Genomic DNA, 24,675 nt, shown 5'->3' with positions numbered 1-24,675 from the left:
GCACGCCCGCTCCCACAAGGATCACACTGAGCCTGTGGGAGCGGGCGTGCCCGCGAAGGGCCGCAAAGCGGCCCCAATTACTGCCTGGCCTGAAACGCTTACTTGCGCTTCATCGACAGGAAGAACTCGTCGTTGGTCTTGGTCTGCTTGAGCTTGTCGACCAGGAACTCGATGGCGGCGATTTCGTCCATCGGGTGCAGCAGCTTGCGCAGGATCCACATGCGCTGCAGTTCGTCGTCGGCGGTCAGCAGCTCTTCGCGGCGGGTACCGGAACGGTTGATGTTGATGGCCGGGAACACGCGCTTCTCGGCGATGCGGCGGTCCAGCGGCAGCTCCATGTTGCCGGTGCCCTTGAACTCTTCGTAGATCACTTCGTCCATCTTCGAGCCGGTTTCGACCAGCGCGGTGGCGATGATGGTCAGCGAACCGCCTTCCTCGATGTTACGCGCGGCACCGAAGAAGCGCTTTGGCTTCTCCAGGGCGTGGGCGTCGACACCACCGGTCAGTACCTTGCCGGAGCTCGGGATCACGGTGTTGTAGGCACGCGCCAGACGGGTGATGGAGTCCAGCAGGATGACCACATCCTTCTTGTGCTCGACCAGGCGCTTGGCCTTCTCGATCACCATTTCGGCAACCTGCACGTGGCGGGTTGGCGGCTCGTCGAAGGTGGAGGCAACCACTTCGCCGCGCACGGTGCGCTGCATTTCGGTCACTTCTTCCGGGCGCTCGTCGATCAGCAGGACGATCAGGTGGCACTCGGGGTTGTTACGGGTGATGTTGGCCGCGATGTTCTGCAGCATGATCGTCTTGCCCGCTTTCGGCGGAGCAACGATCAGGCCACGCTGGCCTTTGCCGATCGGGGCGCACAGGTCAATGACGCGGCCGGTCAGGTCTTCGGTGGAGCCGTTACCGGCTTCCATCTTCAGGCGCTTGTTCGGGAACAGCGGCGTCAGGTTTTCGAACAGGATCTTGTTCTTCGCGTTTTCCGGGCGGTCGAAGTTGATGGTGTCGACCTTCAGCAGGGCGAAGTAACGCTCCCCTTCCTTCGGCGGGCGGATCTTGCCGACGATGGTGTCACCGGTACGCAGGTTGAAGCGGCGGATCTGGCTGGGCGAGACGTAGATATCGTCAGGGCCGGCCAGGTAGGACGCATCAGCCGAACGCAGGAAACCGAAACCATCCTGGAGAATCTCCAGCACGCCGTCACCCGAGATCTCTTCGCCGCTTTTCGCGTGCTTCTTCAGCAGGGCGAAAATCACGTCCTGTTTGCGCGAACGGGCCATGTTTTCGATGCCCATCTGTTCGGCCATTTCCAAAAGATCGGTAATCGGCTTTTGCTTGAGTTCAGTCAGGTTCATAAGGGGAGTGACGTAATCATGTAAGAAGGGAGAATTAAGCTTCTGGCTTAATGAGGCCGCGCCGCTAGATGGCGACAGGATCGCGTACTGATTCGAATTAGGGATGCTTCGGCGACGGCGTGTAGAGGGCACTGGAGAAGCAGTGCGAGGCCGAATGTAACACTTGCTTTTTTCGACGTCTAGTGGTTTTGCCCTGCCATTTTCTGCTGCAACACACCTGTCAGTAGGAGCAGCCTTGTGCTGCGAAGAGGCCATCAGCCGCAGCGACAACGTCAGCCTTACCGGCCCTTTCGCAGCACAAGGCTGCTCCTACATGGGCAAGACTGCCTTTGCAGAGGCAAAAAAAACCCCGCATCTGCGGGGCTTTTTCATATCACAGGTGGGCGTCGAGGAACGCGGCCAGCTGCGATTTGGACAGGGCGCCGACCTTGGTGGCTTCGACGTTGCCGTTCTTGAACAGCATCAGCGTCGGGATACCACGCACGCCGTGCTTGGCCGGGGTTTCCTGGTTCTCGTCGATGTTCAGCTTGGCGACGGTCAGTTTGCCCTCGTAGGTAGCAGCGATGTCGTCCAGAACCGGAGCGATCATCTTGCATGGGCCGCACCATTCAGCCCAGTAGTCGACCAGCACCGGGCCTTGAGCCTGCAGTACGTCGGCTTCGAAGCTGGCGTCGGTGACGTGTTTGATTTTGTCGCTCATGGAAATCTCCAAGGTCGTAAGCAATAAAAAACGTTGCCCATCATAGCCGCACCCGTCTCCTACAGGAAGCCGCGGACGATTGAGTGTAACTATAGTTGTGCAAGACGCCACGAATCGAAACTGTCATACAAACGTCATAGCATCGAATGGCACATTGCCTTGCATCAAGGCCAGCTCAACGGCTATGTACCACGCGTTGGCGACAGCCTGCTATCGTGGCACGATTGCCGGGTTAACGACCGAGAACAACCAGATCATGCCGCAAACCATCGCGAAGAACCTGTCCCTGATCGCCGCCATCGACCTTGGCTCCAACAGCTTTCACATGGTCGTGGCCAAGGCCCACCATACCGAAATCCGCATTCTCGAGCGGCTCGGCGAGAAGGTTCAGCTGGCCGCTGGCATCGACGAAGAACGCAAGCTCAGTGAAGAGGCAATGGAACGAGGCCTGGATTGCCTCAAGCGCTTTTCCCAACTGATCAACGGCATGCCGGCAGGCTCGGTGCGCATCGTGGGTACCAACGCCTTGCGCGAAGCGCGCAACCGCAACGAATTCATCCAGCGCGCCGAAGCCATCCTTGGCCACCCGGTCGAAGTGATCTCCGGCCGTGAAGAAGCGCGCCTGATCTACCTGGGTGTGTCGCACACCCTGGCCGATACACCCGGCAAGCGCCTGGTGGCCGATATCGGCGGCGGCAGTACCGAGTTCATCATCGGCCAGCGCTTCGAGCCGCTGCTGCGCGAAAGCCTGCAGATGGGCTGCGTCAGCTTCACCCAGCGCTACTTCCGCGACGGCAAGATCACCCCGGCCCGCTACGCCCAGGCCTACACCGCCGCGCGCCTCGAGCTGATGAGCATCGAGAATGCCCTGCACCGCCTGACCTGGGACGAGGCCATCGGCTCGTCCGGTACCATTCGTGCCATCGGCGCCGCCATCAAGGCAGGTGGCCTGGGCAATGGCGAGGTCAACGCCGAGGGGCTGGCCTGGGTCAAGCGCAAGCTGTTCAAGCTGGGTGAGGTCGACAAGATCGACTTCGAAGGCGTCAAGCCGGACCGCCGCACTATCTTCCCGGCGGGCCTGGCGATTCTCGAAGCGATCTTCGATGCCCTGGAACTGCAGCGCATGGACCACTGCGACGGCGCCCTGCGCGAAGGCGTGCTGTTCGACCTGCTGGGCCGCCACCACCACGAAGACGTGCGCGAACGCACTCTGAACTCGCTGATGGAACGCTACCACGTGGACCAGGGCCAGGCTGCGCGCGTCGAGCGCAAGGCATTGCACGCCTTCGACCAAGTGGCCGAAGCGTGGGACCTCAAAGACGGGAATTGGCGCGATCTGCTGGGCTGGGCGGCGAAAGTGCACGAAATCGGCCTGGATATCGCCCACTACCACTACCACAAGCACGGCGCCTACCTGATCGAACACTCCGACCTGTCGGGTTTTTCCCGCGAGGACCAGCAGATGATGGCCTTGCTGGTGCGCGGCCACCGCCGCAACATCCCCAAGGACAAGATCGCCGAGCTGGGTGAGGAAGGGGTCAAGCTGCTGCGCCTGTGCGTGCTGCTGCGCTTCGCCATCCTGTTCCACCACATCCGTGGCAACCAGCAGATGCCGAAGGTCGAACTCAAGGCTGCCGACAGCAGCCTCGATGTGGCCTTCCCCGAGGGCTGGCTGGAACAGAACCAGCTGACCCAGGCCGACTTCGCCAACGAGGCGGAGTGGCTGGCCCGGGTCGGCTTCGTCCTCAGCGTACGTTGAGGACCGGGTTGCTCAGGCGCTCCAGCAGGGTCGCCTGGGCACTGCGCGGGTTCTGGTTGCCGGTCGGCGTGCTGCGCACGTAGCGCCCGTCCGGCTGCAGGGTCCAGGCGTGGGTGTTGTCGGTCAGGTAGCCTTCCAGCTCCTTCTTCACCCGCAGCAACAGCTTCTTGCCTTCCACCGGGAAGCAGGTCTCGACACGCTTGTCGAGGTTGCGCTCCATCCAGTCGGCACTGGACAGGTAGATCTGCTCTTCGCCGCCATTGAGGAAGTAGAACACCCGCGTGTGCTCGAGGAAGCGGCCGATGATCGAGCGCACCTGAATGTTGTGCGAAACCCCCGGAATGCCTGGGCGCAGGCAGCACATGCCACGCACCACCAGGTCGATCTTCACGCCCGACTGGCTGGCCTTGTACAGCGCCTTGATGACCTTGGCGTCGGTCAGCGAGTTGAACTTGGCGATGATATGCGCCGGCTTGCCTTCGAGGGCGAACTGGGTTTCCCGCGCGATCATGTCGAGCATGCCCTTCTTCAGGGTGAACGGCGCGTGCAGCAGTTTCTTCATGCGCAGGGTCTTGCCCATGCCGATCAGCTGGCTGAACAGCTTGCCGACGTCCTCGGTGAGGGCGTCGTCGGAGGTCAGCAGGCTGTAGTCGGTGTACAGGCGGGCGTTGCCGGCGTGGTAGTTACCAGTGCCCAGGTGCGCATAACGCACGATCTCGCCCTGCTCGCGGCGCAGGATCAGCATCATCTTGGCGTGGGTCTTGAAGCCGACCACGCCGTAGATCACCACCGCACCGGCCGCTTGCAGGCGGCTGGCCATCTGCAGGTTGGACTCTTCGTCGAAGCGCGCCCGCAACTCGATCACCGCAGTGACCTCCTTGCCGTTACGTGCTGCGTCCACCAGCGCGTCGACGATTTCCGAGTTGGCCCCGGAGCGGTACAGGGTCTGGCGCACGGCAAGCACGTGCGGGTCCTTGGCGGCCTGGCGCAGCAGGTCGATCACCGGGGTGAAGGACTCGAACGGGTGCATCAGCAGGATGTCCTGCTTGCCGATCACGCTGAAGATGTTGTCGGCGTTCTGCAGCAGCTTGGGGATCGCCGGGGTGAACGGCGTGTACTGCAGCTCGGGGTGGCTGTCCAGGCCGGTGATGCTGAACAGGCGGGTAAGGTTGACCGGGCCGTTGACCTGGTACAGCTCGCTTTCGCTGAGGCTGAACTGCTTGAGCAGGTAGTCCGACAGGTGTTTCGGGCAGGTGTCGGCCACCTCCAGGCGCACAGCGTCACCGTAGCGGCGCGAGAACAGCTCGCCGCGCAGGGCGCGGGCCAGGTCGTCGACCTCTTCGGAGTCCAGCGCCAGGTCGGCGTTACGGGTCAGGCGGAACTGATAGCAGCCCTTCACCTTCATGCCCTGGAACAGGTCGTCGGCGTGCGCATGAATCATCGACGACAGGAACACATAGTTGGCGCCCGGGCCACCCACCTCTTCCGGCACCCGGATGACCCGCGGCAGCAGGCGCGGGGCCGGGATGATCGCCAGGCCCGAATCGCGGCCGAAGGCGTCGACACCCTCGAGTTCGACGATGAAGTTGAGGCTCTTGTTCACCAGCAGCGGGAACGGGTGGGTCGGGTCGAGGCCGATCGGGGTGATGATCGGGGCGATTTCGTCGCGGAAGTAGCGGCGCACCCAGGTCTTGAGCTTGGGTGTCCAGTAACGCCGGCGGATGAAGCGGATATGGTGCTTTTCCAGCTCTGGCAGCAGCACGTCGTTGAGGATCGCGTACTGGCGCTCCACTTCGCTGTGCACCAGGTCGCTGATGCGAGCCAGCGCCTGGTGCGGCTGCAGGCCGTCGGCACCGGCCTGTTCACGGGCGAAGTTGATCTGCTTCTTCAGGCCGGCGACACGGATCTCGAAGAACTCGTCGAGGTTGCTGGAGAAGATCAACAGGAACTTGAGGCGTTCGAGCAGTGGGTAGCTCTCGTCCAGCGCCTGTTCCAGCACACGGATATTGAACTGCAGCTGCGAGAGTTCGCGATGAATGTACAGGCTGCTGTCGTCCAGGCCTGGGATGATGATTGCAGGGGCCGGCGCGGGTGCCGGAGCCGCAGGCTCTGCCACCGGTTCCGCGGCTGGCAGAGGCGCCGGCGGCAGGTCTGGCGGGGTCTGCACCATCTCTTCGGGGAGCTCCTGGGCATCCTTGATCGCGACAGGGGTTAGCACTTCATTATTCATCTGGCGTTCCTGAGGACGTTAACGCCCTATCATCTATTGAGCGGCAAGATAAGCGCCCATTATGACGCCTGTGTTACATGCCAGGGCAAGCCATGGCGCGTGGCTTCTGGCATTCTCCGAGCAGGAATTGTTCATGTCGAGACACATTTGGACACTTTCACGAACGCGCGCGAAGGGGTAGGCTTCGCGTTCATTTCGCCAGCACCTCAGAAAATGCTTCAACAATTCCTGCAGGATTTCGGCTACTTCGCCCTTTTTCTAGGCACCTTCTTCGAAGGCGAGACCATTCTGGTGCTTGCGGGATTCCTTGCGTTCCGCGGTTACATGGACATCAACCTGGTGTGCCTGGTGGCGTTTTTCGGCAGCTATGCCGGCGACCAGCTGTGGTACTTCATGGGCCGTCGCCACGGGCGCAGGATCCTGGCACGCAAACCGCGCTGGCAGGCGATGGGGGACCGGGCGCTGGACCACATCCGTCGCCACCCCGACATCTGGGTACTGAGTTTCCGCTTCGTCTATGGCCTGCGCACGGTCATGCCGGTGGCCATTGGCCTGTCCGGCTACCCGCCACGCCGCTATCTGCTGCTGAATGGTCTTGGCGCTGCCATCTGGGCAGTGGCCCTGGGCGCGGCCGCGTATCACTTCGGCGCCATCCTCGAAGGCCTGCTGGGCAACGTGAAGCGCTACGAGCTATGGGTGCTCGGTGGCCTGTTGGCGCTGGGCGGCCTGCTGTGGCTGCGCCGGCGCTTCCGCACGTTGCGCGCGGAGCGCAAGGCGGCGGGCAAGGCCCAGGCCCCAGAGGCTGAGCAGGCTGTAAGCCACGAGCAGCAACCAGGCCAGCGGCACGACCACCGCTAGGCCCAGCGCGCCGGCCAGGTACAGCGCCGGCGCATTCGCCAGCAGCCGTAACAGCTCCAGGCGCACGGCCCATGGCCGGTTCTCCAGCAACGCGCCCAGCACGAACAAGCCAAACGCCATCAGCGCCCAGCCGAGTACCAGGGCGGCGGTTGGCACGCGTTCGGCCACCTCCATCAGATAGCTGCCCAGCGCCACGTAACCCACGAATTGCGCCGCCACATAGGCCTGCTGCGCACGGCCCAGGGCAACCTCGAACTTGCGAAACAACGCCAGGTCCTGCTTGGCCTGCGGATAGCGTGCGGCCACATCGGCCGGGCGCCAGCCGGTGGGCATGAACCAGATGCGCAGTTTGTCCCACAGGCTGCCGGCGCGACGGGCGTCGTGCCAGAGCTGGGCATAGAACTGCAGATTGGCCCACAGCGGGTTCCAGCTGGCCAGCGGCGTGGTCACCCCGAACACCACCGGCTCGGCCGGGTCTTCCTCTTTGAAGGTGCCGAACAGACGATCCCAGAGAATGAACACGCCGCCGTAATTGCGATCCAAGTAAGCAGGATTTTGCGCATGGTGGACGCGATGGTTGGATGGCGTGATCAACACCCACTCGAGCCAGCCCAGCTTGGGAATGTGCCGGGTATGCACCCAGAACTGGTACAGCAGGTTGAGCGACGCCACCGTGATGAACACCAGCGGCGGCACACCGAGCAACGCCAGCGGCAGGTAGAACAGCCACGAGAAGATGAACCCGCTGCTGGTCTGGCGCAGCGCCGTGGTGAGGTTGTATTCCTCGCTCTGGTGATGCACCGAGTGCGCAGCCCACAGCACGTTGCGCTCGTGGCCAAGACGATGCAGCCAGTAGTAGCAGAAGTCGTACAGGACAAAGGCCAGCAGCCACACCCACCAGGCCTGCGGCGGCAGGCGCAGCAACGCCATGTGCTCGAACGCCAGGGCATAGGTCACCAGCCCCACCCCTTTGGTCAGCAATCCGGTACTGGTCGACAGCGCGCCGGTGCTGAGGCTGTTGATCGAGTCGGCCAGGGTGAAGTTGCGCTGGCCGCGCACACGGTCGGCCAGCAGTTCGACGGCGATCAGCACGAAGAAGAACGGCACGGCCAGCAGGATCAGGTCCATGGGTACGACCTCAGACGTTATCCGCCAAGATTAGGCCGCGCTTGCAGGAATCCCTATGGCTACATCTGCCAAACTAGAGGACATTTAGCGCCTCGACACTGGAGTAAAAAGCATGACAAAAAAAGTAGCGGTGATTCTTTCCGGCTGTGGCGTTTATGACGGCGCCGAAATCCACGAAAGCGTGATCACCCTGCTGCGCCTCGACCAGCGTGGTGCGCAGGTGCAGTGCTTCGCGCCGAACATCGCGCAGATGCATGTGATCAACCACCTGACCGGCGAGGAAATGCCCGAATCGCGCAATGTGCTGGTGGAATCGGCGCGCATTGCCCGCGGCGAGGTCAAGGACATCCGCGAGGCCAAGGCCGAAGACTTCGATGCGCTGATCGTACCGGGCGGTTTCGGGGCGGCGAAGAACCTGTCCAACTTTGCCGTGGAAGGCGCCAACTGCAGCGTCCACCCGGATGTGCTGGCCCTGGCCGAAGCCTTTGCCGACGCCTGCAAGCCGGTCGGCCTGATCTGCATCTCGCCGGCGCTGGCGGCGAAGATCTACGGACCAGGCGTGGTCTGCACCATCGGTACCGACGCCGGCACTGCGGCGGCCGTGACGAAGATGGGTGGCACCCATGAAGAGTGCGATGTACATGATATTGTCGAGGACACCCAGCGCAAGCTGGTGACCACCCCGGCGTACATGGAGGCCAAGTCGATCAGTGAAGCGGCTGGCGGGATCTACAAGCTGGTGGACCGGGTGCTGGAGCTGACGCACGAGGGTAACCAGTAAATCCTTGGGCCCGCTGCGCAGGCCATCGCCGGCAAGCCAGCTCCCACAGGAATAGCGCATGGCTTGAGGCCAACGCGATCGAGGTGGGAGCTGGCTTGCCGGCGATGGGCTGCAAAGCAGCCCCCGCATCAGGTTTTACTCAGTCGGGCAATGATCCGGTCCAGCGCATTGGCAAACGCCTGCTTCTCGCGCTCGCCATAAGGCGCCTGCCCTCCCCCCACCTGGCCCTGCTCGCGCAGCTCGGTGAACAGGTTGCGCGCCGCCAGCCGATCACCCATGTTGCGCTCGTCGAACTCGCGCCCGCGCGGGTCCAGTGCCGCCACGCCCTTTTTCACCAGGCGGTCGGCCAACGGCACGTCACTGCAGATCACCAGCTCGCCAGGCACGGCGTGCTCCACCAGGTAATCATCGGCCGCGTCCATGCCGCTGGGCACCACGATCAGGCGCACGATCGCGAACGCCGGCTTGGCCACAGCCTGGCCCGCCACCATCACTACCTCGAACTTGCGCTTGAGGGCGAACTTGACGATCAGATCCTTGGCCGCCTTGGGGCAGGCGTCGGCATCGATCCACACACGCATCGGAAAACCTCGCAATCAGCTTGAGGCCCCCATCATGCCTCAAGCGCAACGAAAGCTGCAGCCGCCGCCCACGCGCGCTGGGAAAATGGCGCCAATATTTCAATTGCCGCTTATCCGACCCCGCCACTCAGGCTACACTCGCCACAGCTCCGCTGGCCTGCCCGAGTGCGCAATGAACCACCCCCACGAAATCCGCCCCGACCTGGACGAAGGCATCGACCGCAAGGTCCTGGCGACATTGCGTGCGCGCTTCCTGCGGCTCAACCAGGGCCGGCTGCAGCGGGCCCTGGAAGGCCTGTCGACGCGCCAGCAACAGGTGCTGACGCTGCTGCCGCTGCTGTTTCATGTGAACCACCCGTTGCTGCCGGGCTATGTCTCCGGCAGCACCCCCGCCGGCGTATCGGGCTACGAGCCAAGCGCCGACCTGGTAGTCGAGGCCCAGCGCCTGGCCCGCTCGTTCACCTACAAGGCCCGCCATGGCAACCCGCCGCGGCCGATCCACGGCCTGTTCCTGATGGGCAGCCTGGGCTCGCTGGCCCAGGCCGAGCACAGCGACATGGACATGTGGGTGTGCCATGCACCCGGTCTGGCCGACGAGCTGCTGGGCGAGTTGCGCCGCAAATGCCAACTGCTGGAGGCATGGGCGGAAAGCCTGGGTGCCGAGGCACACTTCTTCCTGATCGACACGCAAGGTTTCGCCCAGGGCCAACGCGAGGGCCAGCTCGGTTCCGACGATTGCGGCACCACCCAGCACTACCTGCTGCTGGACGAGTTCTACCGCACTACTATCTGGCTGGCCGGGCGCACGCCACTGTGGTGGCTGGTGCCGGTCTACCAGGAACACGATTACCACACCTATACCCAGACCCTGCTGTCCAAGCGTTTCATCCGCAGCCAGGACGCCCTCGACCTCGGCCACCTGGCGCACATTCCGCCCGGCGAGTTCGTCGGCGCCGGCTTGTGGCAACTGTTCAAAGGCATCGACTCGCCCTACAAGTCGCTGCTCAAGCTGCTGCTGACCGAGGCCTATGCCAGCGAACACCCCGCAGTACGCTGCCTGAGCCTGGACTACAAGCAGGCAGTGTTCGCCAACCAGCTCGACCTCGACGAGCTGGACCCCTACGTGATGGTGTACCGGCGCATCGAGCGCTACCTGCTGCAGCGTGGCGAACACGCGCGCCTGGAGTTGGTGCGGCGCAGCCTGTACCTGAAGGTGAACAAGAAGCTCAGCGACCCGGCCCGGGCCAATGGCTGGCAACGCCGGCTGTTGCAGCGCCTGGCCGACGAGTGGGGCTGGGACGAGCGCCAGCTGGCCCTGCTGGACAGTCGCAACCAATGGAAAGTGCAGCAGGTTGCCGTCGAGCGCCGCGAGCTGGTGGCCGAACTGAACCACAGCTACCGCTTTCTCAGCCAGTTCGCCCGCACCCAGAACGCCAGCAGCCGCGCCGACCAGCGCGATCTCAATGTGCTGGGCCGGCGCCTTTACGCGGCCTTCGAGCGCCGCGCCGGCAAGGTCGAAGTGATCAACCCCGGTATCGCCCCGGACCTGGCCGAAGGCACCCTGACCCTGGTCCAGGCGCCTAACCGCAAAGAGCCCGGCAGCCACCACTGGGAGCTGTATACCGGCAACCTGAGCCCCCATGAGGTGGACCACTTCAGCCCGCTCAAGCGTTGCCGTGAACTGCTCGAGCTGCTGACCTGGGCCCATCGCAACGGGGTGATCGACAGCAGCACGCGTCTGGCGCTGCACCCGGGTGTCAGCGACCTCAGCGAATTCGAGCTGTTCAACCTGGTCGGCTGCCTGCAGCAGAGCATCCCCCTGCCCTTGCCGACCGTCAGCGAAGTGCGCCTGCTGCAACCCAGCGTTGCCGACGAGGTGCTGCTGCTGGTCAACGTCGCCATCGACCCGCTGCGCCACCACCGCGACCTGAACATCCTGATGACCACCGAGCGTACCGACTCGCTGAGCTATGCAGGCGTGCGCGAAAACCTGGTCCTGACCCTGGACCAGGTCACCCTCAACAGCTGGAACGAGGTATTGGTCCAGCGCTATGACGGCGAGCACGCGCTGGTGCGCTGCCTGCGCGACTTCCTCAACAGCCCCGTGCTGCGCGGCCACCGGCCGAGGGTGCGGGTGCGCTGCTTCTGCCAGAGCCGCGCCCAGGCCATCGGCCAACGCGTGGAGGAAATCTTCGACACCGTGCAGCTGCTGCTGGACCAGGGCCTGAGCCACCGCTACCTGCTGCAGGTGGCCCAGCACACCCATGTGCTGGAGCTGCTGGCCGGGCATGTCAACCTCACCACCCTGGCCGAGCACGAGGCACTGCTGGACCACCTGGGCGAAGAGCGTAGCGCCTACAGCCCGCTGTACCTGGACGCCAACGCCCTGCAGGACCATGACCTGCACCTGGTGCTGGAGCAGGGCCGGCCGGCCTGCACCCAGGTGTTCTACCGCCTGCAGGGTGGCTGGGCCGAGCTGTACGTGCTGGATGAATACAATGCCCTGTGGCAGCAACGCCTGCCCCTGCACGACGAAGCCCACCTGCTGTTGCCGCTGCAGCGCTTTCTGCGCTCGGTGGTGATGCGCCGTGATGCCCGGCTGCCGCTGGACACCCAGCGCGCGGCCTCACTGGACATCCACTACGCGCAACTGTTGCCTTCCGGGCCAGGCAAGGCGCGCAGCGTCGAGCCGCGCCAGGCCCCGCTCGAGGGTAGCGACCAGCCTTACTATGAGGTGCAGGCGATCATCCAGGCCGGGGTGGCGGGTGCGGCGCACGTGACGCTGTATTGCGATCAGCAGGAGTTTTCCGAACTGGAGCATGGTGAACAGCTGTATGCGGTAGCGGCCCGGCAGATCATCGGGCAGCGACATGGTGCAGGGCAGTACCGCTGCTACATCACTGACCTGGATTTGTCCGAGTTGCTGGATGACCAGCTGGGGTCGACGCAGCTGTACCTGCGCTACAAGCGGGAGCTGGAGCAGGCTTTGAATGAGGGGTTGGAGCAGGTTTTGGCGCAAGAGGCTTGAATTGCCGGGGGCGCGTTGCGCCCCTTTCGCGACACAAGGCCGCTCCTACAGGGGAATGCGTAATCCTGTAGGAGCGGCCTTGTGTCGCGATGGGCCGCGAAGCGGCCCCCTGGCCCTTACAGGTCGAAATCGCCCGCCGCTTCCGGCTGGTATTCCACTTCCAGCAGCTTCAGCTTGAGGGTCTTGCCCCCCGGGGCCGGCCAGTCGATCTGCGCGCCCACCGACAACCCCAGCAAGGCGCAACCGATCGGCGCCAGGATCGAGACCTTGCCTTCCGGCCCGGCATCCTTCGGGTACACCAGGGTCAGGTGGTAGTCCTTGCCGCTGGCTTCCTCACGGCAGTGCACGCGCGAGTTCATGGTCACCACGCCAGCCGGGACTTCCTCGTGACCGACCACCTGCTCGGCGCGGTCCAGCTCGTCCTGCAGGGCGAGCACACCCGGCGTACTCTCGTCGAGGCTGTCGATCAGACGCTCCAGACGTTGTACGTCCAATCGGGTGAGGATGAGGGAAGGCTTGGTGCTCATGATCCAGTCAGACTCCTTTGAACAGGCGGTTTTCATCGTGCAGATAAAGCAAAACCCCGCCCAAGGGCGGGGTTTGTGAAGGCTTTGGCGTCACCGACGCAGAACCCGACGTTACCACAGCCGGGTAAATACTCAAGCCCCTGCGATCAGTGTGCCTTAGCCTGGTCGCGCAGGGCCTGGGCCTCGCGGCAGATCTGCCGGCGCCGTTCGTCATCAGCCGAACGCCATTCGCGGATGTGCTCGACATGCCGGTGGCAACCCGTGCAGACCCGCTGTTCGTCCAGCCGGCAAACGCTGATGCAGGGCGACGGTACTGCGGGGCTGACGTTGCTGTAGAGCGGCTTGGGCGGCCGGGCCTGGGTGCTGCTCATGTCAGATCTCGTCGAAGTCCAGCTTCTCGCCGGCCCGCTCCCAGACGATGCGCTCGAGCATTTCGCCCAGCAGCTCCTCGCTCTTCTCGCACACCCACTTGCCGCTGTCTTCGTCGTAGTCGAAGTGGAAACCGCCGGAACGGTCGGCCAGCCACAGCTGGCGCAGCGGCTCCTGGCGGCTGAAGATCAGCTGGGCGCCGCCTTCGAACTTGACGGTGAGGACGCCAGCGGAGTTCTCCATGTCCAGGTCCAGGCCGCTCTCGTCGAACAGGTCTTCCAGGGCCTGTTGGGTCGCGTCGACCAGATCATGGAAACGCGCTTCACTCAAACTCATTGCAGGAACCTCGAAATTGGCTGCGTTACAGGCAAGCCCGGCAAGATACGGGCGCTTGCCGCCGAATGCAAAGGTTTAGCCGCTACCTTCACTGGCATAAACTCAAAGCCTGTGGGAGCGGGCATGCCCGCGAAGCAGACGCCGCGGTGTGTGGCACCGGCTTTGCCGGTGTTCGCGGGCAAGCCCGCTCCCACAGGGGCCCTTGCAGGCGGTAAGAATAGCCCGCCAGGCGGGCCGGCCCTTGCATAGGCAAGCCGTCGGTCGCTCGGTATACTCGGGCGCAATACTGCATATTTCTAAGGATTTCACCCATGAAGCGCCTGATTTCCTCCCTCGCGGCGCTGGTCGCTGTTGCCTGCCTCGTTTCGGCCTGCGGCCAGAAAGGCCCGCTGTATCTGCCAGAAGACGGCGATAACGGCAAAGCGCACAAGTCGCACCAGCACCAGCCAAAAGCCAAGCCGGCCCCGGTACAAGAGCAGCAGCCAGAGCCGGAGCTCGAGCCCGAGCAGTCGCCAGCGCAGTAAGGAAACCAGATGAACGCTTTCAACTACCGCGACGGCGAGCTGTTCGCGGAAGGCGTGGGCCTGTCGGCCATCGCCGAACGCTACGGCACCCCGACCTACGTGTACTCGCGCGCCCACATCGAGGCCCAGTACCGTAGCTACGCCGACGCCCTGCAAGGCACCGAGCACCTGGTGTGCTTCGCGGTCAAGGCCAACTCCAACCTCGGCGTGCTGAACGTGCTGGCGCGCCTGGGCGCAGGCTTCGACATCGTCTCCGGCGGTGAGCTGGAGCGCGTGCTGGCCGCTGGCGGCCGTGCCGACCGCGTGGTGTTCTCCGGTGTCGGCAAGACCCGCGACGACATGCGCCGTGCCCTGGAAGTCGGCGTGCACTGCTTCAACGTCGAATCCACCGACGAACTGGAGCGCCTGCAAGTGGTGGCCGCCGAGATGGGCAAGGTTGCCCCGGTCTCGCTGCGGGTCAACCCGGACGTCGACGCCGGCACCCACCCGTACATCTCCACCGGCCTGAAAGAGAACAAGTTCGGCATCGCCATCGCCGACGCCGAGGCCATCTACGTGCGCGCCGCGCAGCTGCCGAACCTGGAAGTGGTCGGTGTCGACTGCCACATCGGTTCGCAACTGACCACCGTCGAGCCTTTCCTCGATGCCCTCGACCGCCTGCTGGTGCTGGTCGACCGCCTGGCCGAGTGCGGCATCCACCTGCGCCACCTGGACCTGGGTGGCGGTGTCGGCGTGCGTTACCGCGATGAGGAGCCGCCGCTGGTGGCCGACTACATCAAGGCGATCCGCGAGCGCGTCGGCGACCGCGACCTGGCCCTGGTGTTCGAGCCGGGCCGCTACATCGTGGCCAACGCCGGCGTCCTGCTGACCCGCGTGGAATACCTCAAGCACACCGAGCACAAGGACTTCGCCATCATCGATGCGGCGATGAACGACCTGATCCGCCCGGCCCTGTACCAGGCCTGGATGGGTGTCAGCGCGGTCAAGCCACGCGCAGGCGAAGGCCGTGCCTACGACCTGGTCGGCCCGATCTGCGAGACTGGCGACTTCCTCGGCAAGGACCGCGTGCTGAACCTGGCCGAAGGTGACCTGCTGGCCGTACAGTCCGCGGGCGCCTATGGTTTTGTCATGAGCTCCAACTACAACACCCGTGGCCGTTGCGCTGAAATCCTGGTCGACGGCGACCAGGCCTTCGAAGTACGCCGCCGCGAGACCATCGCCGAATTGTACGCTGGCGAAAGCCTGCTGCCGGAGTAAGCCCATGCTGCTGCGTTTTACCAAGATGCATGGGCTGGGCAACGACTTCATGGTCCTCGACCTGGTCAGCCAGCACGCGCACATCCAGCCCAAGCACGCCAAGCAATGGGGTGACCGCCACACCGGCATCGGCTTCGACCAGTTGCTGATCGTCGAGGCGCCGAACAACCCGGAAGTGGACTTCCGCTACCGCATCTTTAATGCCGACGGCTCCGAGGTCGAGCAGTGCGGCAACGGTGCGCGCTGCTTCGCCCGCTTCGTGCTGGACAAGCGCCTGACCGCGAAAAAGCGCATCCGCGTGGAAACCAAGAGCGGCATCATCGAGCTGGACGTGCAGAACGACGGCCAGATCAGTGTCGACATGGGCCCACCGCGCTTCATCCCTGCCGAAATCCCCTTCGTCGCCGACGAGCAGGCGCTGAACTACCCACTGGAAGTCGACGGCCAGGTGCATTCGATTGCCGCCGTGTCCATGGGTAACCCGCATGCCGTGCTGCGTGTCGACGATGTGCGTACCGCCCCTGTGCACCAGCTGGGCCCGAAGATCGAAAACCACCCACGCTTCCCGCAGCGGGTGAATGCCGGCTTCCTCCAGGTCATCGACCGCCACCGCGCCAACCTGCGCGTGTGGGAACGTGGTGCGGGCGAAACCCAGGCCTGCGGCACCGGCGCCTGCGCCGCCGCCGTGGCGGCGATCAGCCAGGGCTGGATGGACTCCCCGGTATCCCTCGACCTGCCTGGTGGCCGCCTGCACATCGAATGGGCCGGCCCCGGCAAGCCCGTGCTGATGACCGGCCCGGCCGTACGCGTCTACGAAGGACAGGTTCGTCTCTAAGCGAGTAACCGCCATGACCGATCAGCCCCAGGTTGTACCCCAGCAGTCCGCCGAGCTCGATGCCGAAGCGGTGGTCGCGTACCTGCGCGCCCACCCCACCTTCTTCGCCGAGCACGACGAGCTGCTGATCGAACAGCGCATCCCGCACCAGCGTGGCGACAGCGTGTCGCTGGTGGAGCGCCAGCTCAAGCTGCTGCGCGACCGCAACATCGAGATGCGCCACCGCCTGTCGCAACTGATGGATGTGGCCCGCGACAACGACCGGCTGTTCGACAAGACCCGCCGGTTGATCCTTGACCTGCTCGACGCCGGCAGCCTGGAAGAAGTGGTGATGGCGGTCGAAGACAGCCTGCGCCAGGAATTCCAGGTGCCCTTCGTCAGCCTGATCCTGTTCGGCGAAAACGTCGCGCCGGTCGGGCGCTGGGTCAGCAACGCCGAAGCACAGCAGGCCATCGGTGCCCTGCTGGGCGGCGGCAAGACGGTCAGCGGCAACCTGCGCGAACACGAGCTGGCCTTCCTGTTCGGTGAAGAACAGCGCCGGGAAGTGGGCTCCAGCGCCGTGGCTGCCCTGGAATACCAGGGCCTGCACGGGGTGCTGGCGATCGGCAGCCGCGACCCGCAACACTACAAGAGCAGCGTCGGCACCTTGTTCCTTGGCTACATTGCCGAGGTGCTTGGCCGCGTTGTGCCACGCGTTACCCAGACCCTGCGCCCGGTACGCTGATGGAACGCCAGCTGGAGGCTTATTGCGCACACCTGCGCAACGAGCGCCAGGTGTCCGAGCACACCCTGCTGGGCTACCGTCGCGACCTGGACAAGGTGGTCGCCTACTGCAAGGAGCACGGCATTGCCGATTGGCAGGCGCTGCAGATCCAGCAGCTGCGCCAGCTGATCGCCCGCCAGCACCACCACGGCCAGTCCTCGCGCAGCCTGGCCCGGCTACTGTCGGCGGTGCGTGGCCTGTACCGCTATCTCAACCGCGAAGGCCTGTGCCAGCACGACCCGGCCAGCGGCCTGAGCGCGCCCAAGGGCGAACGCCGGCTGCCCAAGGTGCTGGACACCGACCGCGCCCTGCAACTGCTCGATGGCGGTGTCGACGATGACTTCATCGCCCGTCGCGACCAGGCCATCCTCGAACTGTTCTATTCGTCGGGCCTGCGCCTGTCCGAGTTGACCAACCTCGACCTCGATCACCTGGACCTCGCCGCCGGCCTGGTGCAGGTGCTGGGCAAGGGCGGCAAGGCTCGCGTGCTGCCGGTCGGCCGCAAGGCCCGCGAAGCCTTGCAGGCCTGGTACCGCCTGCGCGGCATCGGCAACCCGCGCGACCGCGCGGTGTTCATCACCCGCCAGGGCAACCGCATCAGCCCACGGGCCGTTCAGCAACGGGTGAAGGCGGCCGGTGAGCGCGAGCTGGGCCAGCACCTGCACCCACACATGCTTCGCCATTCCTTCGCCAGCCACGTGCTGGAATCGTCCCAGGACCTGCGCGCAGTGCAAGAGATGCTCGGCCATGCCGACATCGGCACCACGCAGATCTATACCCACCTGGACTTCCAGCACCTGGCCGCGGTGTACGACAGCGCCCACCCTCGGGCCAAACGCAGCAAAGGCACAGACTCATGAGCATCAAGCTGATCACCTTCGACCTCGACGACACCCTGTGGGATACCGCGCCGGTGATTGCCAGCGCGGAAGTCGTGCTGCGCGACTGGCTCGAAGCCAACGCCCCAATCCTTGGCGGCGTGCCGGTGGAGCACCTGTTCGCCATTCGCGAGCGCCTGGTGCAGGCCGAACCCGGCCTGAAGCACCGCATCAGCGCCCTGCGCCGACGGGTGCTGTTCCATGCCCTGGAAGAAGTCGGCTACAGCGAAAAGCATGCGCAGGAGCTGGCCAACGAAGGTTTCGAAGTATTTCTGCATGCCCGCCACCAGGTGGAGATTTTCCCGGAGGTGCAGCCGGTGCTGGAGATCCTGCGCCATCACTACACCTTGGGCGTGGTCACCAACGGCAATGCCGACGTGAGCCGGCTGGGGCTGGCGGACTATTTCCGCTTTGCCCTGTGTGCCGAGGACCTCGGCATCGGCAAGCCGGACCCGGCGCCGTTCCTCGAAGCCCTGCGCCGCGGCGACGTGGAGGCCAGCGCGGCGGTGCACATCGGTGACCACCCGGGCGATGATATCGCCGGCGCCCAGCGCGCCGGGCTGCGTGCGGTGTGGTTCAACCCGCAGGGCAAGGCGTGGGTAGGCGAACAGGCGCCGGACGCCGAGATCCAGCGCCTGTCGCAGTTACCCGACATCCTCGCGCGCTGGCGCTGACAGGGGCCGCTTCGCGGCCCATTCGCGGGCACGCCCGCTCCCACAGCTTCACCACCGCCCTCAGGTCCCTGTGGGAACGGGCGTGCCCGCGAAGAGGCCGGCACAGGCAACCCATAACCCGCAGGCACAAAAAAGCCCGCAGCGACGGCGGGCTTTTTTCGATCAGCCACTCAGATAGGGCGGCTGCCGTACTTGTTGTCCGGCTTCTTGGGCGGGTCGGCGACCACATTGGCCTCGACTTCCTGAACCTTGCCGCCGCGAGCGAGGAACTCTTCCATGGCCTTGGCCAGGGCGTCACGCTCCTTCTGCTTGGCTTCCATGCTCGGCATCTCGTCTACCGAGACCGCGGCCTTGGATTTGCCCTTGGCAGCGGGTGCCGGGCTGCTGTCGTCATCGCCAGCGTCTTCGGCGCCGTCATCAGCTGCCGCTTCGAGGCCTTCATCGCCCTCGTCTTCGTCGCCTACTTCGAGGTCATCATTTTCCAGATCGTCGTCGCTCATGTTCTACCTCATGACTTGCGAAAAGCAGGTTAGTTATAGACCAGTGCAGCCGTAGACCGGCAGCCACCAGTGAAAATTCAACTGGCCGTGGGTTAGGCCACTGCCCTAGGGTCGGCGCTCCTGATGGGAGGCGGCACCCAGCAGGCCCTGCTCCTGGCAGGACCTGACAAATCCTTTAGCCCCTGCTGGCCACACGCTATTGGCAAGCCTAGCAAAGGCTGGCGAAGCGTGTGGACTACTCGTCAAACACCCTTCGGCGCGCATTCTAGCGCGCCAGCAGAAAAAGCAAAGCACCATGAATGCTCTGCGTTTTGTAAGATTTCCGCCTACGTCGCGAACGTGTCGGATAAACCGTTTGCCGTGCGGGAAATGCTAAAAATCTGGCAAAAAAATGCCCGGCAAGCCGGGCAAGTTTTTACCGCGTCGCAGTTACAGGTTGTAGCCGCGCTCGTTGTGCTGAGCCAGGTCGAGGCCGACCGACTCTTCTTCTTCGCTGACCCGCAGGCCCATCACCACATCCAGCACCTTGAGGATCACGTAGGTGACGATGGCGGTGTAGACCACGGTGAAAATCACGCCCTTGGCCTGGATCCAGACCTGCATGCCGATGTCGGTGACGGCACCGAAGCCGCCCAGCGCCGGGGCTGCGAACACGCCGGTGAGGATGGCGCCGATGATACCGCCGATGCCGTGCACGCCGAAGGCATCCAGCGAGTCGTCATAGCCCAGCTTGCGCTTGAGGCTGGTGGCGCAGAAGTAGCAGACCACACCCGAGACCAGGCCGATCACCAGGGCACCCATCGGGCCTACGGTACCGGCAGCCGGGGTGATGGCGACCAGGCCGGCGACCACGCCCGATGCGATGCCCAGGGCGCTCGGCTTACCGTGGCCGATCCACTCGGCGAACATCCAGCCCAGGGCCGCGGCGGCGGTGGCAATCTGGGTCACCAGCATGGCCATGCCGGCGGTGCCGTTGGCGGCAGCGGCAGAGCCTGCGTTGAAGCCGAACCAGCCGATCCACAGCATGGCCGCGCCCATCAGGGTGTAGCCCAGGTTGTGCGGGGCCATCGGGGTGGTCGGGTAGCCCTTGCGCTTGCCCAGCACCAGGCAGCAGACCAGGCCCGCGATACCGGCGTTGATGTGCACCACGGTGCCGCCGGCGAAGTCCAGCACGCCCCAGTCCCACATCAGAGCACCGTCACCGCTCCAGACCATGTGCGCGATCGGCGCGTAGACCAGGGTGAACCAGATGCCCATGAACACCAGCATCGCGGAGAACTTCATGCGCTCGGCGAAGGCACCGACGATCAGCGCCGGGGTGATGATGGCGAAGGTCATCTGGAAGGTGATGAATACCGCCTCAGGGAACAGCGCGGCAGCCGAGGTCAGGTTCGAGGGCGTGACGCCGCTGAGGAACGCCTTGGAGAAGCCGCCGACGAAGGAATTGAAGTTGAGCACGCCCTTTTCCATACCAGTGGTATCGAAGGCCATGCTGTAGCCGTAGACGACCCAGAGAATGCTCATCAGGCCAGTGATTGCAAAGCACTGCATCATCACCGACAGCACGTTCTTGGAACGCACCATGCCGCCATAGAACAGGGCCAGGCCCGGAATGGTCATGAACAGCACCAGCGCCGTTGCGGTCAGCATCCAGGCGGTGTCGCCGGAGTTCAGCGCTGGGGCAGCTTCCTCGGCCAGGGCAAGCCCGGGCATTACGAGGGACAATAGGGCTCCTAGCCCTGCGATCTTACGCAGAGTCATGTTGTTTTCTCCTGGGGCGTTGGGTTTGGTGAGGCTTTGTTGCTGCTTAGATCGCGTCGGTATCGGTTTCGCCGGTACGGATACGGATCGCCTGCTCCAGATTCACCACGAAAATCTTGCCGTCACCGATCTTGCCGGTGTTGGCTGCCTTGGTGATGGCTTCGATTACCCGATCAAGGTCCTTGTCATCGATGGCGACATCGATCTTCACCTTGGGCAGGAAATCGACCACGTATTCAGCACCGCGATACAGCTCGGTATGGCCCTTCTGCCGACCGAAGCCTTTGACTTCGGTGACGGTGATGCCCTGCACGCCGATTTCCGACAGCGACTCGCGCACGTCGTCCAGCTTGAACGGCTTGATGATGGCTGTGACTAGCTTCATGAAACTCTCTCCCGATTTGGTGGACTTGCCCCAGGAAAACAAACCCGTCTCAAGTCTAAGCGCAGCGCTTGGCTTTGTAACGCGTCGTCGGCATCCGGCTCCGCGTGCGCACTGCCTGGTCACAAGGAACTGCATCAGTGCATGGCTCGCAGAGGTCTTTGCAGAAACCTTGCCAGTTCCGTCAAAGCACGGGAAAACAGTGAGTTATGTGAATCAGTCGGGATTGGCCAGTCGCCAGCATGCGTAACATGCACAATTTCGGTGCATCCCGACCTGGCGCGTTGCTCGAAAAATGTGCAACCGCGTGGCGAGGGCGAATGATTTTTGTGGGAGCGGCCTTGTGTCGCGAAAGGGCCGCACAGCGGCCCCGGCAATGCATGCTGCGCAACCGATATCCCGGGGCTGCTGCGCAGCCCTTTCGCGACACAAGGCCGCTCCCACAAGGACCAATGTGCAATCAAGGGCCAGGTTCGCCCGTGCTACACTGCCGGCCATTTCCCAGTATCAGTGGACAGCCCCATGCTCGCGCCCAAAGCCCTTCTCGATGCCCTGAGCGACCAGGCATCGCGCCTGTTCAGCAGCGATACCGCCCAGCCCCGCGTCGAACTGGAAAGCCAGTTCAAGGTGCTGATGCAAGGTGCCTTCAGCAAGCTGGACCTGGTCAGCCGCGAAGAATTCGACAGCCAGATGGTCGTACTGGCGCGCACCCGCGCACGCCTGGAGGCTTTGGAAAAACAAGTGGCCGAGCTGGAAGCCCGGCTGAACCCGACCCCACAGGATGAGTGAATGCAACCCTCCAGCGCATACCCGGTACTGTTGTTTTCCTACGGCACCTTGCAGGACAAGGCCGTGCAGCTCGCCAACTTCGGCCGCGAACTGAGCGGCCAAGCCGACTGTATGCTGGGCTACCGCCAGGACTGGGTCGAGATCACCGACCCGGCCGTGCTGGCAGCCAGCGGCAAGTCCCATCACCCTATCGTCGCTCCCAGCAGCCAGGCAGACGACAGCGTGGCCGGCATGGTCTTCCAGATCAGCGAAGAAGAGCTGGCAGCGGCGGATCGCTATGAAGTCGCAGACTACAAGCGCGTGGCCGTAACGCTCGCATCGGGCCTGACCGCCTGGGTTTATGTACGCGCCTGAGCCCTTCCGGCGCACAGCAGGCACGAACCCGACGGGGTGACAATGCAGGGGAACCCCCCTGCCTGAAAAACCAGGACGCACACTTCTTTCGCCGGCCCGGGCCGTGCTCGCTATTCTTGCAAAGCCGCAGGAAGCGGCCCTCTTCAGCGACAACGGAGCGTCCATGTCCCTAGCCCTCGTCCACAGCCGCGCCCAGGTGGGCGTGCAGGCACCGGCGGTCAGCGTCGAAACCCACCTGGCCAACGGCTTGCCCCATCTCACTCTGGTCGGTCTACCGGAAACCACGGTCAAAGAGAGCAAGGACCGGGTACGCAGCGCCATCGTCAACTCCGGGTTGAACTATCCGCAACGGCGCATCACCCAGAACCTCGCCCCCGCCGACCTGCCCAAGGATGGCGGGCGCTATGACCTGGCCATTGCCCTGGGCATCCTCGCCGCCGATGGCCAGGTACCAACGGCCACCCTTGCCGAGGTCGAATGCCTGGGCGAACTGGCGCTGTCTGGCAAGTTGCGCCCGGTGCAGGGCGTGCTGCCCGCAGCACTGGCGGCACGCGAAGCAGGCCGGGCGCTGGTGGTGCCGCGGGAGAATGCCGAGGAAGCCAGCCTGGCAGGCGGGCTGGTGGTGTATGCAGTGGGGCACCTGTTGGAACTGGTCGCCCACCTGAACGGCCAGGTGCCGTTGCCACCGTATGCCGCCAACGGCCTGATCCTGCAGCAACGTCCGTACCCGGACCTGAGCGAGGTGCAGGGCCAACTGGCGGCCAAGCGTGCGCTGCTGCTAGCGGCGGCCGGGGCGCACAACCTTTTGTTCACCGGGCCTCCCGGTACCGGCAAAACCTTGCTTGCCAGCCGCTTGCCGGGGCTGCTGCCACCACTGGACGAGCACGAAGCACTGGAAGTGGCGGCGATACAGTCGGTCAGCGGCCATACGCCACTGAGCAGCTGGCCGCAGCGGCCCTTCCGCCATCCGCACCACTCCGCCTCCGGCCCGGCACTGGTCGGCGGCAGCAGCCGGCCGCAACCGGGTGAAATCACCCTCGCCCACCATGGCGTGCTGTTTCTGGATGAACTCCCTGAATTCGAGCGTCGCGTGCTGGAAGTGTTGCGCGAACCGCTGGAGTCGGGCGAGATCGTGATTGCCCGGGCCCGCGACAAGGTGCGCTTCCCCGCACGTTTCCAGCTGGTGGCGGCAATGAACCCCTGCCCTTGCGGCTACCTGGGCGACCCCACTGGCCGCTGCCGCTGTAGCACCGAGCAGATCGCGCGGTATCGCAACAAGCTGTCCGGGCCATTGCTGGACCGTATCGACCTGCACCTGACCGTGGCCCGGGAGAGCACCACGCTGAACAACCAGCCCTGCGGCGAGACCAGTGCCGATGTGGCGGCCAAGGTAGCCGAGGCACGTGAACTGCAACAGCGGCGGCAAGGGTGTGCGAATGCATTTCTCGACCTTGAGGGGTTGCGCCGCCATTGTGGCTTGGCAGCGGCGGACCAGGCCTGGCTGGAGGGCGCCTGTGAACGGCTGACCCTGTCGTTGCGCGCGGCACACCGGTTGCTGAAGGTGGCGCGGACCCTGGCGGATCTGGAAGGTAGCCAGGCAATTGGTCGGGCGCATCTGGCCGAGGCCCTGCAGTACCGGCCGGGGAGCAGTTAGATTGCCGGGGCTGCCTTGCAGCCCATCGCCGGCAAGCCAGCTCCCACCCCGACCGCATCGGCCTCAAGCCATGCGCAGTCCCTGTAGGAGCCTGGCTTGCCAGCGATGAGGCCAGTACAGGCAGTGCAAGACTGTTTCTCCCACACCGAATACATCGGCCCAAAGCCTAGCGCAGTATCTGTGGGAGCCTGGCTTCCAGCGATGAGGCCAGTACAGGCAGTACCAGACAGTTTCTCCCACACCGAGTACATCGGCCCAAAGCCTAGTGCAGTACCTGTGGGAGCCTGGCTTGCCAGCGATGAGGCCAGTACAGGCAGTACCAGACAGTTTCTCCCACACCGAATACATCGGCCCAAAGCCTAGTGCAGTACCTGTGGGAGCCTGGCTTGCCAGCGATGAGGCCAGTACAGGCAGTACAAGACAGTTTCTCCCACACCGAATACATCGGCCCAAAGCCTAGTGCAGTACCTGTGGGAGCCTGGCTTGCCAGCGATGACGCCAGTACAGGCAGTGCAAGACAGTTGCTCCAACACCGAATAAAGCGGCCCAAGATCGTGTCCCGGGAAGTGGTGTAACTCATCATGGCTTTGGCCATTGAGCTTGCCGTTTAGTTGATCACGGCCGACAGCTTGGCCTGTGGATTATCGCT

At 64.1% G+C, this 24,675-nt stretch carries 23 protein-coding genes and 1 pseudogene; 13 read left to right on the top strand and 11 right to left on the bottom strand.

Features of this window, described 5'->3' with window-relative positions:
• Positions 1–98: 98 nt before the first annotated feature.
• Complete coding sequence (gene rho / locus CAG34_RS21950; RefSeq protein WP_003253661.1) at positions 99–1,358, bottom strand: transcription termination factor Rho; 1,260 nt, start codon at positions 1,356–1,358, stop codon at positions 99–101.
• 373 nt (positions 1,359–1,731) lie between these two features.
• On the bottom strand, positions 1,732–2,058 hold the full coding sequence (trxA, locus tag CAG34_RS21945; protein ID WP_012274768.1) for a thioredoxin TrxA: 327 nt from the start codon (positions 2,056–2,058) through the stop codon (positions 1,732–1,734).
• Positions 2,059–2,314: 256 nt separating this feature from the next.
• Between trxA and ppx the strand changes: the two genes are divergently transcribed.
• Positions 2,315–3,817, top strand: coding sequence for an exopolyphosphatase (gene ppx / locus CAG34_RS21940; protein WP_085592489.1), 1,503 nt, complete (start codon positions 2,315–2,317; stop codon positions 3,815–3,817).
• On the opposite strand, the gene ppk1 is transcribed toward ppx, so the two are convergent.
• Entirely contained in the window at positions 3,804–6,047 is a 2,244-nt protein-coding gene (gene ppk1, locus CAG34_RS21935) for a polyphosphate kinase 1 (protein ID WP_085592377.1), read from the bottom strand. The genes ppx and ppk1 overlap by 14 nt on opposite strands.
• Before the next feature lie 213 nt (positions 6,048–6,260).
• Between ppk1 and CAG34_RS21930 the strand changes: the two genes are divergently transcribed.
• On the top strand, positions 6,261–6,905 hold the full coding sequence (locus tag CAG34_RS21930; RefSeq protein WP_085704029.1) for a DedA family protein: 645 nt from the start codon (positions 6,261–6,263) through the stop codon (positions 6,903–6,905).
• A gap of 501 nt (positions 6,906–7,406) precedes the next feature.
• Here CAG34_RS21930 and CAG34_RS29280 read toward each other — a convergent pair.
• Positions 7,407–7,835 (bottom strand): annotated as a pseudogene (locus CAG34_RS29280) (sterol desaturase family protein); the annotation flags it as partial.
• Between the two features lie 310 nt (positions 7,836–8,145).
• Here CAG34_RS29280 and elbB point away from each other — a divergent pair.
• Positions 8,146–8,814 (top strand): isoprenoid biosynthesis glyoxalase ElbB, encoded by a 669-nt coding sequence (gene elbB, locus CAG34_RS21920; protein ID WP_085592373.1) that lies wholly within the window; start codon positions 8,146–8,148, stop codon positions 8,812–8,814.
• 128 nt (positions 8,815–8,942) lie between these two features.
• Here the strand turns inward: elbB and CAG34_RS21915 are convergent, their stop codons facing one another.
• Positions 8,943–9,395, bottom strand: coding sequence for a YaiI/YqxD family protein (locus CAG34_RS21915; RefSeq protein WP_085592371.1), 453 nt, complete (start codon positions 9,393–9,395; stop codon positions 8,943–8,945).
• A 172-nt stretch (positions 9,396–9,567) separates the two neighbouring features.
• On the opposite strand from CAG34_RS21915, the gene CAG34_RS21910 reads away from it, so the two are divergent.
• Positions 9,568–12,423 (top strand): class I adenylate cyclase, encoded by a 2,856-nt coding sequence (locus tag CAG34_RS21910; RefSeq protein WP_085592369.1) that lies wholly within the window; start codon positions 9,568–9,570, stop codon positions 12,421–12,423.
• Positions 12,424–12,539: 116 nt separating this feature from the next.
• On the opposite strand, the gene rnk is transcribed toward CAG34_RS21910, so the two are convergent.
• The 3 genes from rnk to cyaY form a co-directional block, all read right to left on the bottom strand.
• Complete coding sequence (gene rnk / locus CAG34_RS21905; protein WP_025341069.1) at positions 12,540–12,950, bottom strand: nucleoside diphosphate kinase regulator; 411 nt, start codon at positions 12,948–12,950, stop codon at positions 12,540–12,542.
• 146 nt (positions 12,951–13,096) lie between these two features.
• Positions 13,097–13,321 (bottom strand): DUF1289 domain-containing protein, encoded by a 225-nt coding sequence (locus CAG34_RS21900; RefSeq protein ID WP_013974742.1) that lies wholly within the window; start codon positions 13,319–13,321, stop codon positions 13,097–13,099.
• 1 nt (position 13,322) lies between these two features.
• Positions 13,323–13,655, bottom strand: coding sequence for an iron donor protein CyaY (gene cyaY, locus CAG34_RS21895; RefSeq protein ID WP_004575827.1), 333 nt, complete (start codon positions 13,653–13,655; stop codon positions 13,323–13,325).
• A 311-nt stretch (positions 13,656–13,966) separates the two neighbouring features.
• Between cyaY and CAG34_RS21885 the strand changes: the two genes are divergently transcribed.
• Genes CAG34_RS21885 through CAG34_RS21860 form a run of 6 tightly spaced genes read left to right on the top strand, consistent with a single transcriptional unit; the run spans position 13,967 to position 18,586 of the window.
• Positions 13,967–14,179 (top strand): lipoprotein, encoded by a 213-nt coding sequence (locus CAG34_RS21885; protein WP_052970498.1) that lies wholly within the window; start codon positions 13,967–13,969, stop codon positions 14,177–14,179.
• 9 nt (positions 14,180–14,188) lie between these two features.
• Positions 14,189–15,436, top strand: a complete 1,248-nt coding sequence (gene lysA, locus CAG34_RS21880) for a diaminopimelate decarboxylase (protein ID WP_013974743.1) — start codon at positions 14,189–14,191, stop codon at positions 15,434–15,436.
• 4 nt (positions 15,437–15,440) lie between these two features.
• The gene (gene dapF / locus CAG34_RS21875) at positions 15,441–16,271 is read left to right on the top strand and encodes a diaminopimelate epimerase (RefSeq protein WP_075046727.1); all 831 of its coding nucleotides are present in this window, start codon (positions 15,441–15,443) and stop codon (positions 16,269–16,271) included.
• 13 nt (positions 16,272–16,284) lie between these two features.
• Positions 16,285–16,995: a DUF484 family protein gene (locus CAG34_RS21870; RefSeq protein WP_015272252.1), complete on the top strand. Its 711-nt coding sequence runs from the start codon at positions 16,285–16,287 to the stop codon at positions 16,993–16,995.
• Positions 16,995–17,894: a tyrosine recombinase XerC gene (gene xerC, locus CAG34_RS21865; RefSeq protein ID WP_013974746.1), complete on the top strand. Its 900-nt coding sequence runs from the start codon at positions 16,995–16,997 to the stop codon at positions 17,892–17,894. Before CAG34_RS21870 ends, xerC begins: the two co-directional genes overlap by 1 nt.
• Positions 17,891–18,586, top strand: coding sequence for an HAD family hydrolase (locus CAG34_RS21860; protein ID WP_013974747.1), 696 nt, complete (start codon positions 17,891–17,893; stop codon positions 18,584–18,586). The genes xerC and CAG34_RS21860 overlap by 4 nt, the downstream gene beginning before the upstream one ends.
• Positions 18,587–18,756: 170 nt before the next feature.
• On the opposite strand, the gene sutA is transcribed toward CAG34_RS21860, so the two are convergent.
• The 3 genes from sutA to glnK all read right to left on the bottom strand — a co-directional run bounded on the left by sutA (position 18,757) and on the right by glnK (position 21,232).
• On the bottom strand, positions 18,757–19,086 hold the full coding sequence (gene sutA / locus CAG34_RS21855; protein WP_013974748.1) for a transcriptional regulator SutA: 330 nt from the start codon (positions 19,084–19,086) through the stop codon (positions 18,757–18,759).
• A gap of 429 nt (positions 19,087–19,515) precedes the next feature.
• Positions 19,516–20,847 (bottom strand): ammonium transporter, encoded by a 1,332-nt coding sequence (locus CAG34_RS21850; RefSeq protein ID WP_025341075.1) that lies wholly within the window; start codon positions 20,845–20,847, stop codon positions 19,516–19,518.
• A 46-nt stretch (positions 20,848–20,893) separates the two neighbouring features.
• Positions 20,894–21,232: a P-II family nitrogen regulator gene (gene glnK / locus CAG34_RS21845; RefSeq protein WP_002555808.1), complete on the bottom strand. Its 339-nt coding sequence runs from the start codon at positions 21,230–21,232 to the stop codon at positions 20,894–20,896.
• A gap of 519 nt (positions 21,233–21,751) precedes the next feature.
• On the opposite strand from glnK, the gene CAG34_RS21835 reads away from it, so the two are divergent.
• The 3 genes from CAG34_RS21835 to CAG34_RS21825 all read left to right on the top strand — a co-directional run bounded on the left by CAG34_RS21835 (position 21,752) and on the right by CAG34_RS21825 (position 24,026).
• Positions 21,752–22,018, top strand: coding sequence for an accessory factor UbiK family protein (locus CAG34_RS21835; RefSeq protein ID WP_085592362.1), 267 nt, complete (start codon positions 21,752–21,754; stop codon positions 22,016–22,018).
• Entirely contained in the window at positions 22,019–22,372 is a 354-nt protein-coding gene (locus CAG34_RS21830; RefSeq protein ID WP_085592360.1) for a gamma-glutamylcyclotransferase family protein, read from the top strand.
• A 163-nt stretch (positions 22,373–22,535) separates the two neighbouring features.
• A complete protein-coding gene (locus tag CAG34_RS21825; protein ID WP_085592358.1) occupies positions 22,536–24,026 on the top strand; it encodes a YifB family Mg chelatase-like AAA ATPase in 1,491 nt (496 codons plus the stop codon).
• The last annotated feature ends 649 nt before the right edge of the window (positions 24,027–24,675 follow it).

This window comes from Pseudomonas sp. B14(2017) (genome assembly GCF_002113255.1).
GTDB classification, from domain to species: Bacteria; Pseudomonadota; Gammaproteobacteria; order Pseudomonadales; family Pseudomonadaceae; genus Aquipseudomonas; species Aquipseudomonas putida_Z.
The sequence above is the reverse complement of the archived record's forward strand: the minus strand, read 5'-3'. Positions and strand labels throughout refer to the sequence as shown.

What these genes read in the sequence shown, in the direction of transcription:
- lysA (WP_013974743.1), top strand. Translation starts at nt 14,189, where the DNA reads ATGAACGCTTTCAACTACCGCGACGGCGAGCTGTTCGCGGAAGGCGTG.
- CAG34_RS21915 (WP_085592371.1), bottom strand. Translation starts at nt 9,395, where the DNA reads ATGCGTGTGTGGATCGATGCCGACGCCTGCCCCAAGGCGGCCAAGGAT.
- CAG34_RS21910 (WP_085592369.1), top strand. Translation starts at nt 9,568, where the DNA reads ATGAACCACCCCCACGAAATCCGCCCCGACCTGGACGAAGGCATCGAC.
- CAG34_RS21900 (WP_013974742.1), bottom strand. Translation starts at nt 13,321, where the DNA reads ATGAGCAGCACCCAGGCCCGGCCGCCCAAGCCGCTCTACAGCAACGTC.
- CAG34_RS21870 (WP_015272252.1), top strand. Translation starts at nt 16,285, where the DNA reads ATGACCGATCAGCCCCAGGTTGTACCCCAGCAGTCCGCCGAGCTCGAT.
- cyaY (WP_004575827.1), bottom strand. Translation starts at nt 13,655, where the DNA reads ATGAGTTTGAGTGAAGCGCGTTTCCATGATCTGGTCGACGCGACCCAA.
- CAG34_RS21830 (WP_085592360.1), top strand. Translation starts at nt 22,019, where the DNA reads ATGCAACCCTCCAGCGCATACCCGGTACTGTTGTTTTCCTACGGCACC.
- CAG34_RS21860 (WP_013974747.1), top strand. Translation starts at nt 17,891, where the DNA reads ATGAGCATCAAGCTGATCACCTTCGACCTCGACGACACCCTGTGGGAT.
- rho (WP_003253661.1), bottom strand. Translation starts at nt 1,358, where the DNA reads ATGAACCTGACTGAACTCAAGCAAAAGCCGATTACCGATCTTTTGGAA.
- glnK (WP_002555808.1), bottom strand. Translation starts at nt 21,232, where the DNA reads ATGAAGCTAGTCACAGCCATCATCAAGCCGTTCAAGCTGGACGACGTG.
- ppx (WP_085592489.1), top strand. Translation starts at nt 2,315, where the DNA reads ATGCCGCAAACCATCGCGAAGAACCTGTCCCTGATCGCCGCCATCGAC.
- sutA (WP_013974748.1), bottom strand. Translation starts at nt 19,086, where the DNA reads ATGAGCGACGACGATCTGGAAAATGATGACCTCGAAGTAGGCGACGAA.
- elbB (WP_085592373.1), top strand. Translation starts at nt 8,146, where the DNA reads ATGACAAAAAAAGTAGCGGTGATTCTTTCCGGCTGTGGCGTTTATGAC.
- CAG34_RS21825 (WP_085592358.1), top strand. Translation starts at nt 22,536, where the DNA reads ATGTCCCTAGCCCTCGTCCACAGCCGCGCCCAGGTGGGCGTGCAGGCA.
- CAG34_RS21835 (WP_085592362.1), top strand. Translation starts at nt 21,752, where the DNA reads ATGCTCGCGCCCAAAGCCCTTCTCGATGCCCTGAGCGACCAGGCATCG.
- rnk (WP_025341069.1), bottom strand. Translation starts at nt 12,950, where the DNA reads ATGAGCACCAAGCCTTCCCTCATCCTCACCCGATTGGACGTACAACGT.
- xerC (WP_013974746.1), top strand. Translation starts at nt 16,995, where the DNA reads ATGGAACGCCAGCTGGAGGCTTATTGCGCACACCTGCGCAACGAGCGC.
- trxA (WP_012274768.1), bottom strand. Translation starts at nt 2,058, where the DNA reads ATGAGCGACAAAATCAAACACGTCACCGACGCCAGCTTCGAAGCCGAC.
- dapF (WP_075046727.1), top strand. Translation starts at nt 15,441, where the DNA reads ATGCTGCTGCGTTTTACCAAGATGCATGGGCTGGGCAACGACTTCATG.
- CAG34_RS21850 (WP_025341075.1), bottom strand. Translation starts at nt 20,847, where the DNA reads ATGACTCTGCGTAAGATCGCAGGGCTAGGAGCCCTATTGTCCCTCGTA.
- ppk1 (WP_085592377.1), bottom strand. Translation starts at nt 6,047, where the DNA reads ATGAATAATGAAGTGCTAACCCCTGTCGCGATCAAGGATGCCCAGGAG.
- CAG34_RS21930 (WP_085704029.1), top strand. Translation starts at nt 6,261, where the DNA reads ATGCTTCAACAATTCCTGCAGGATTTCGGCTACTTCGCCCTTTTTCTA.
- CAG34_RS21885 (WP_052970498.1), top strand. Translation starts at nt 13,967, where the DNA reads ATGAAGCGCCTGATTTCCTCCCTCGCGGCGCTGGTCGCTGTTGCCTGC.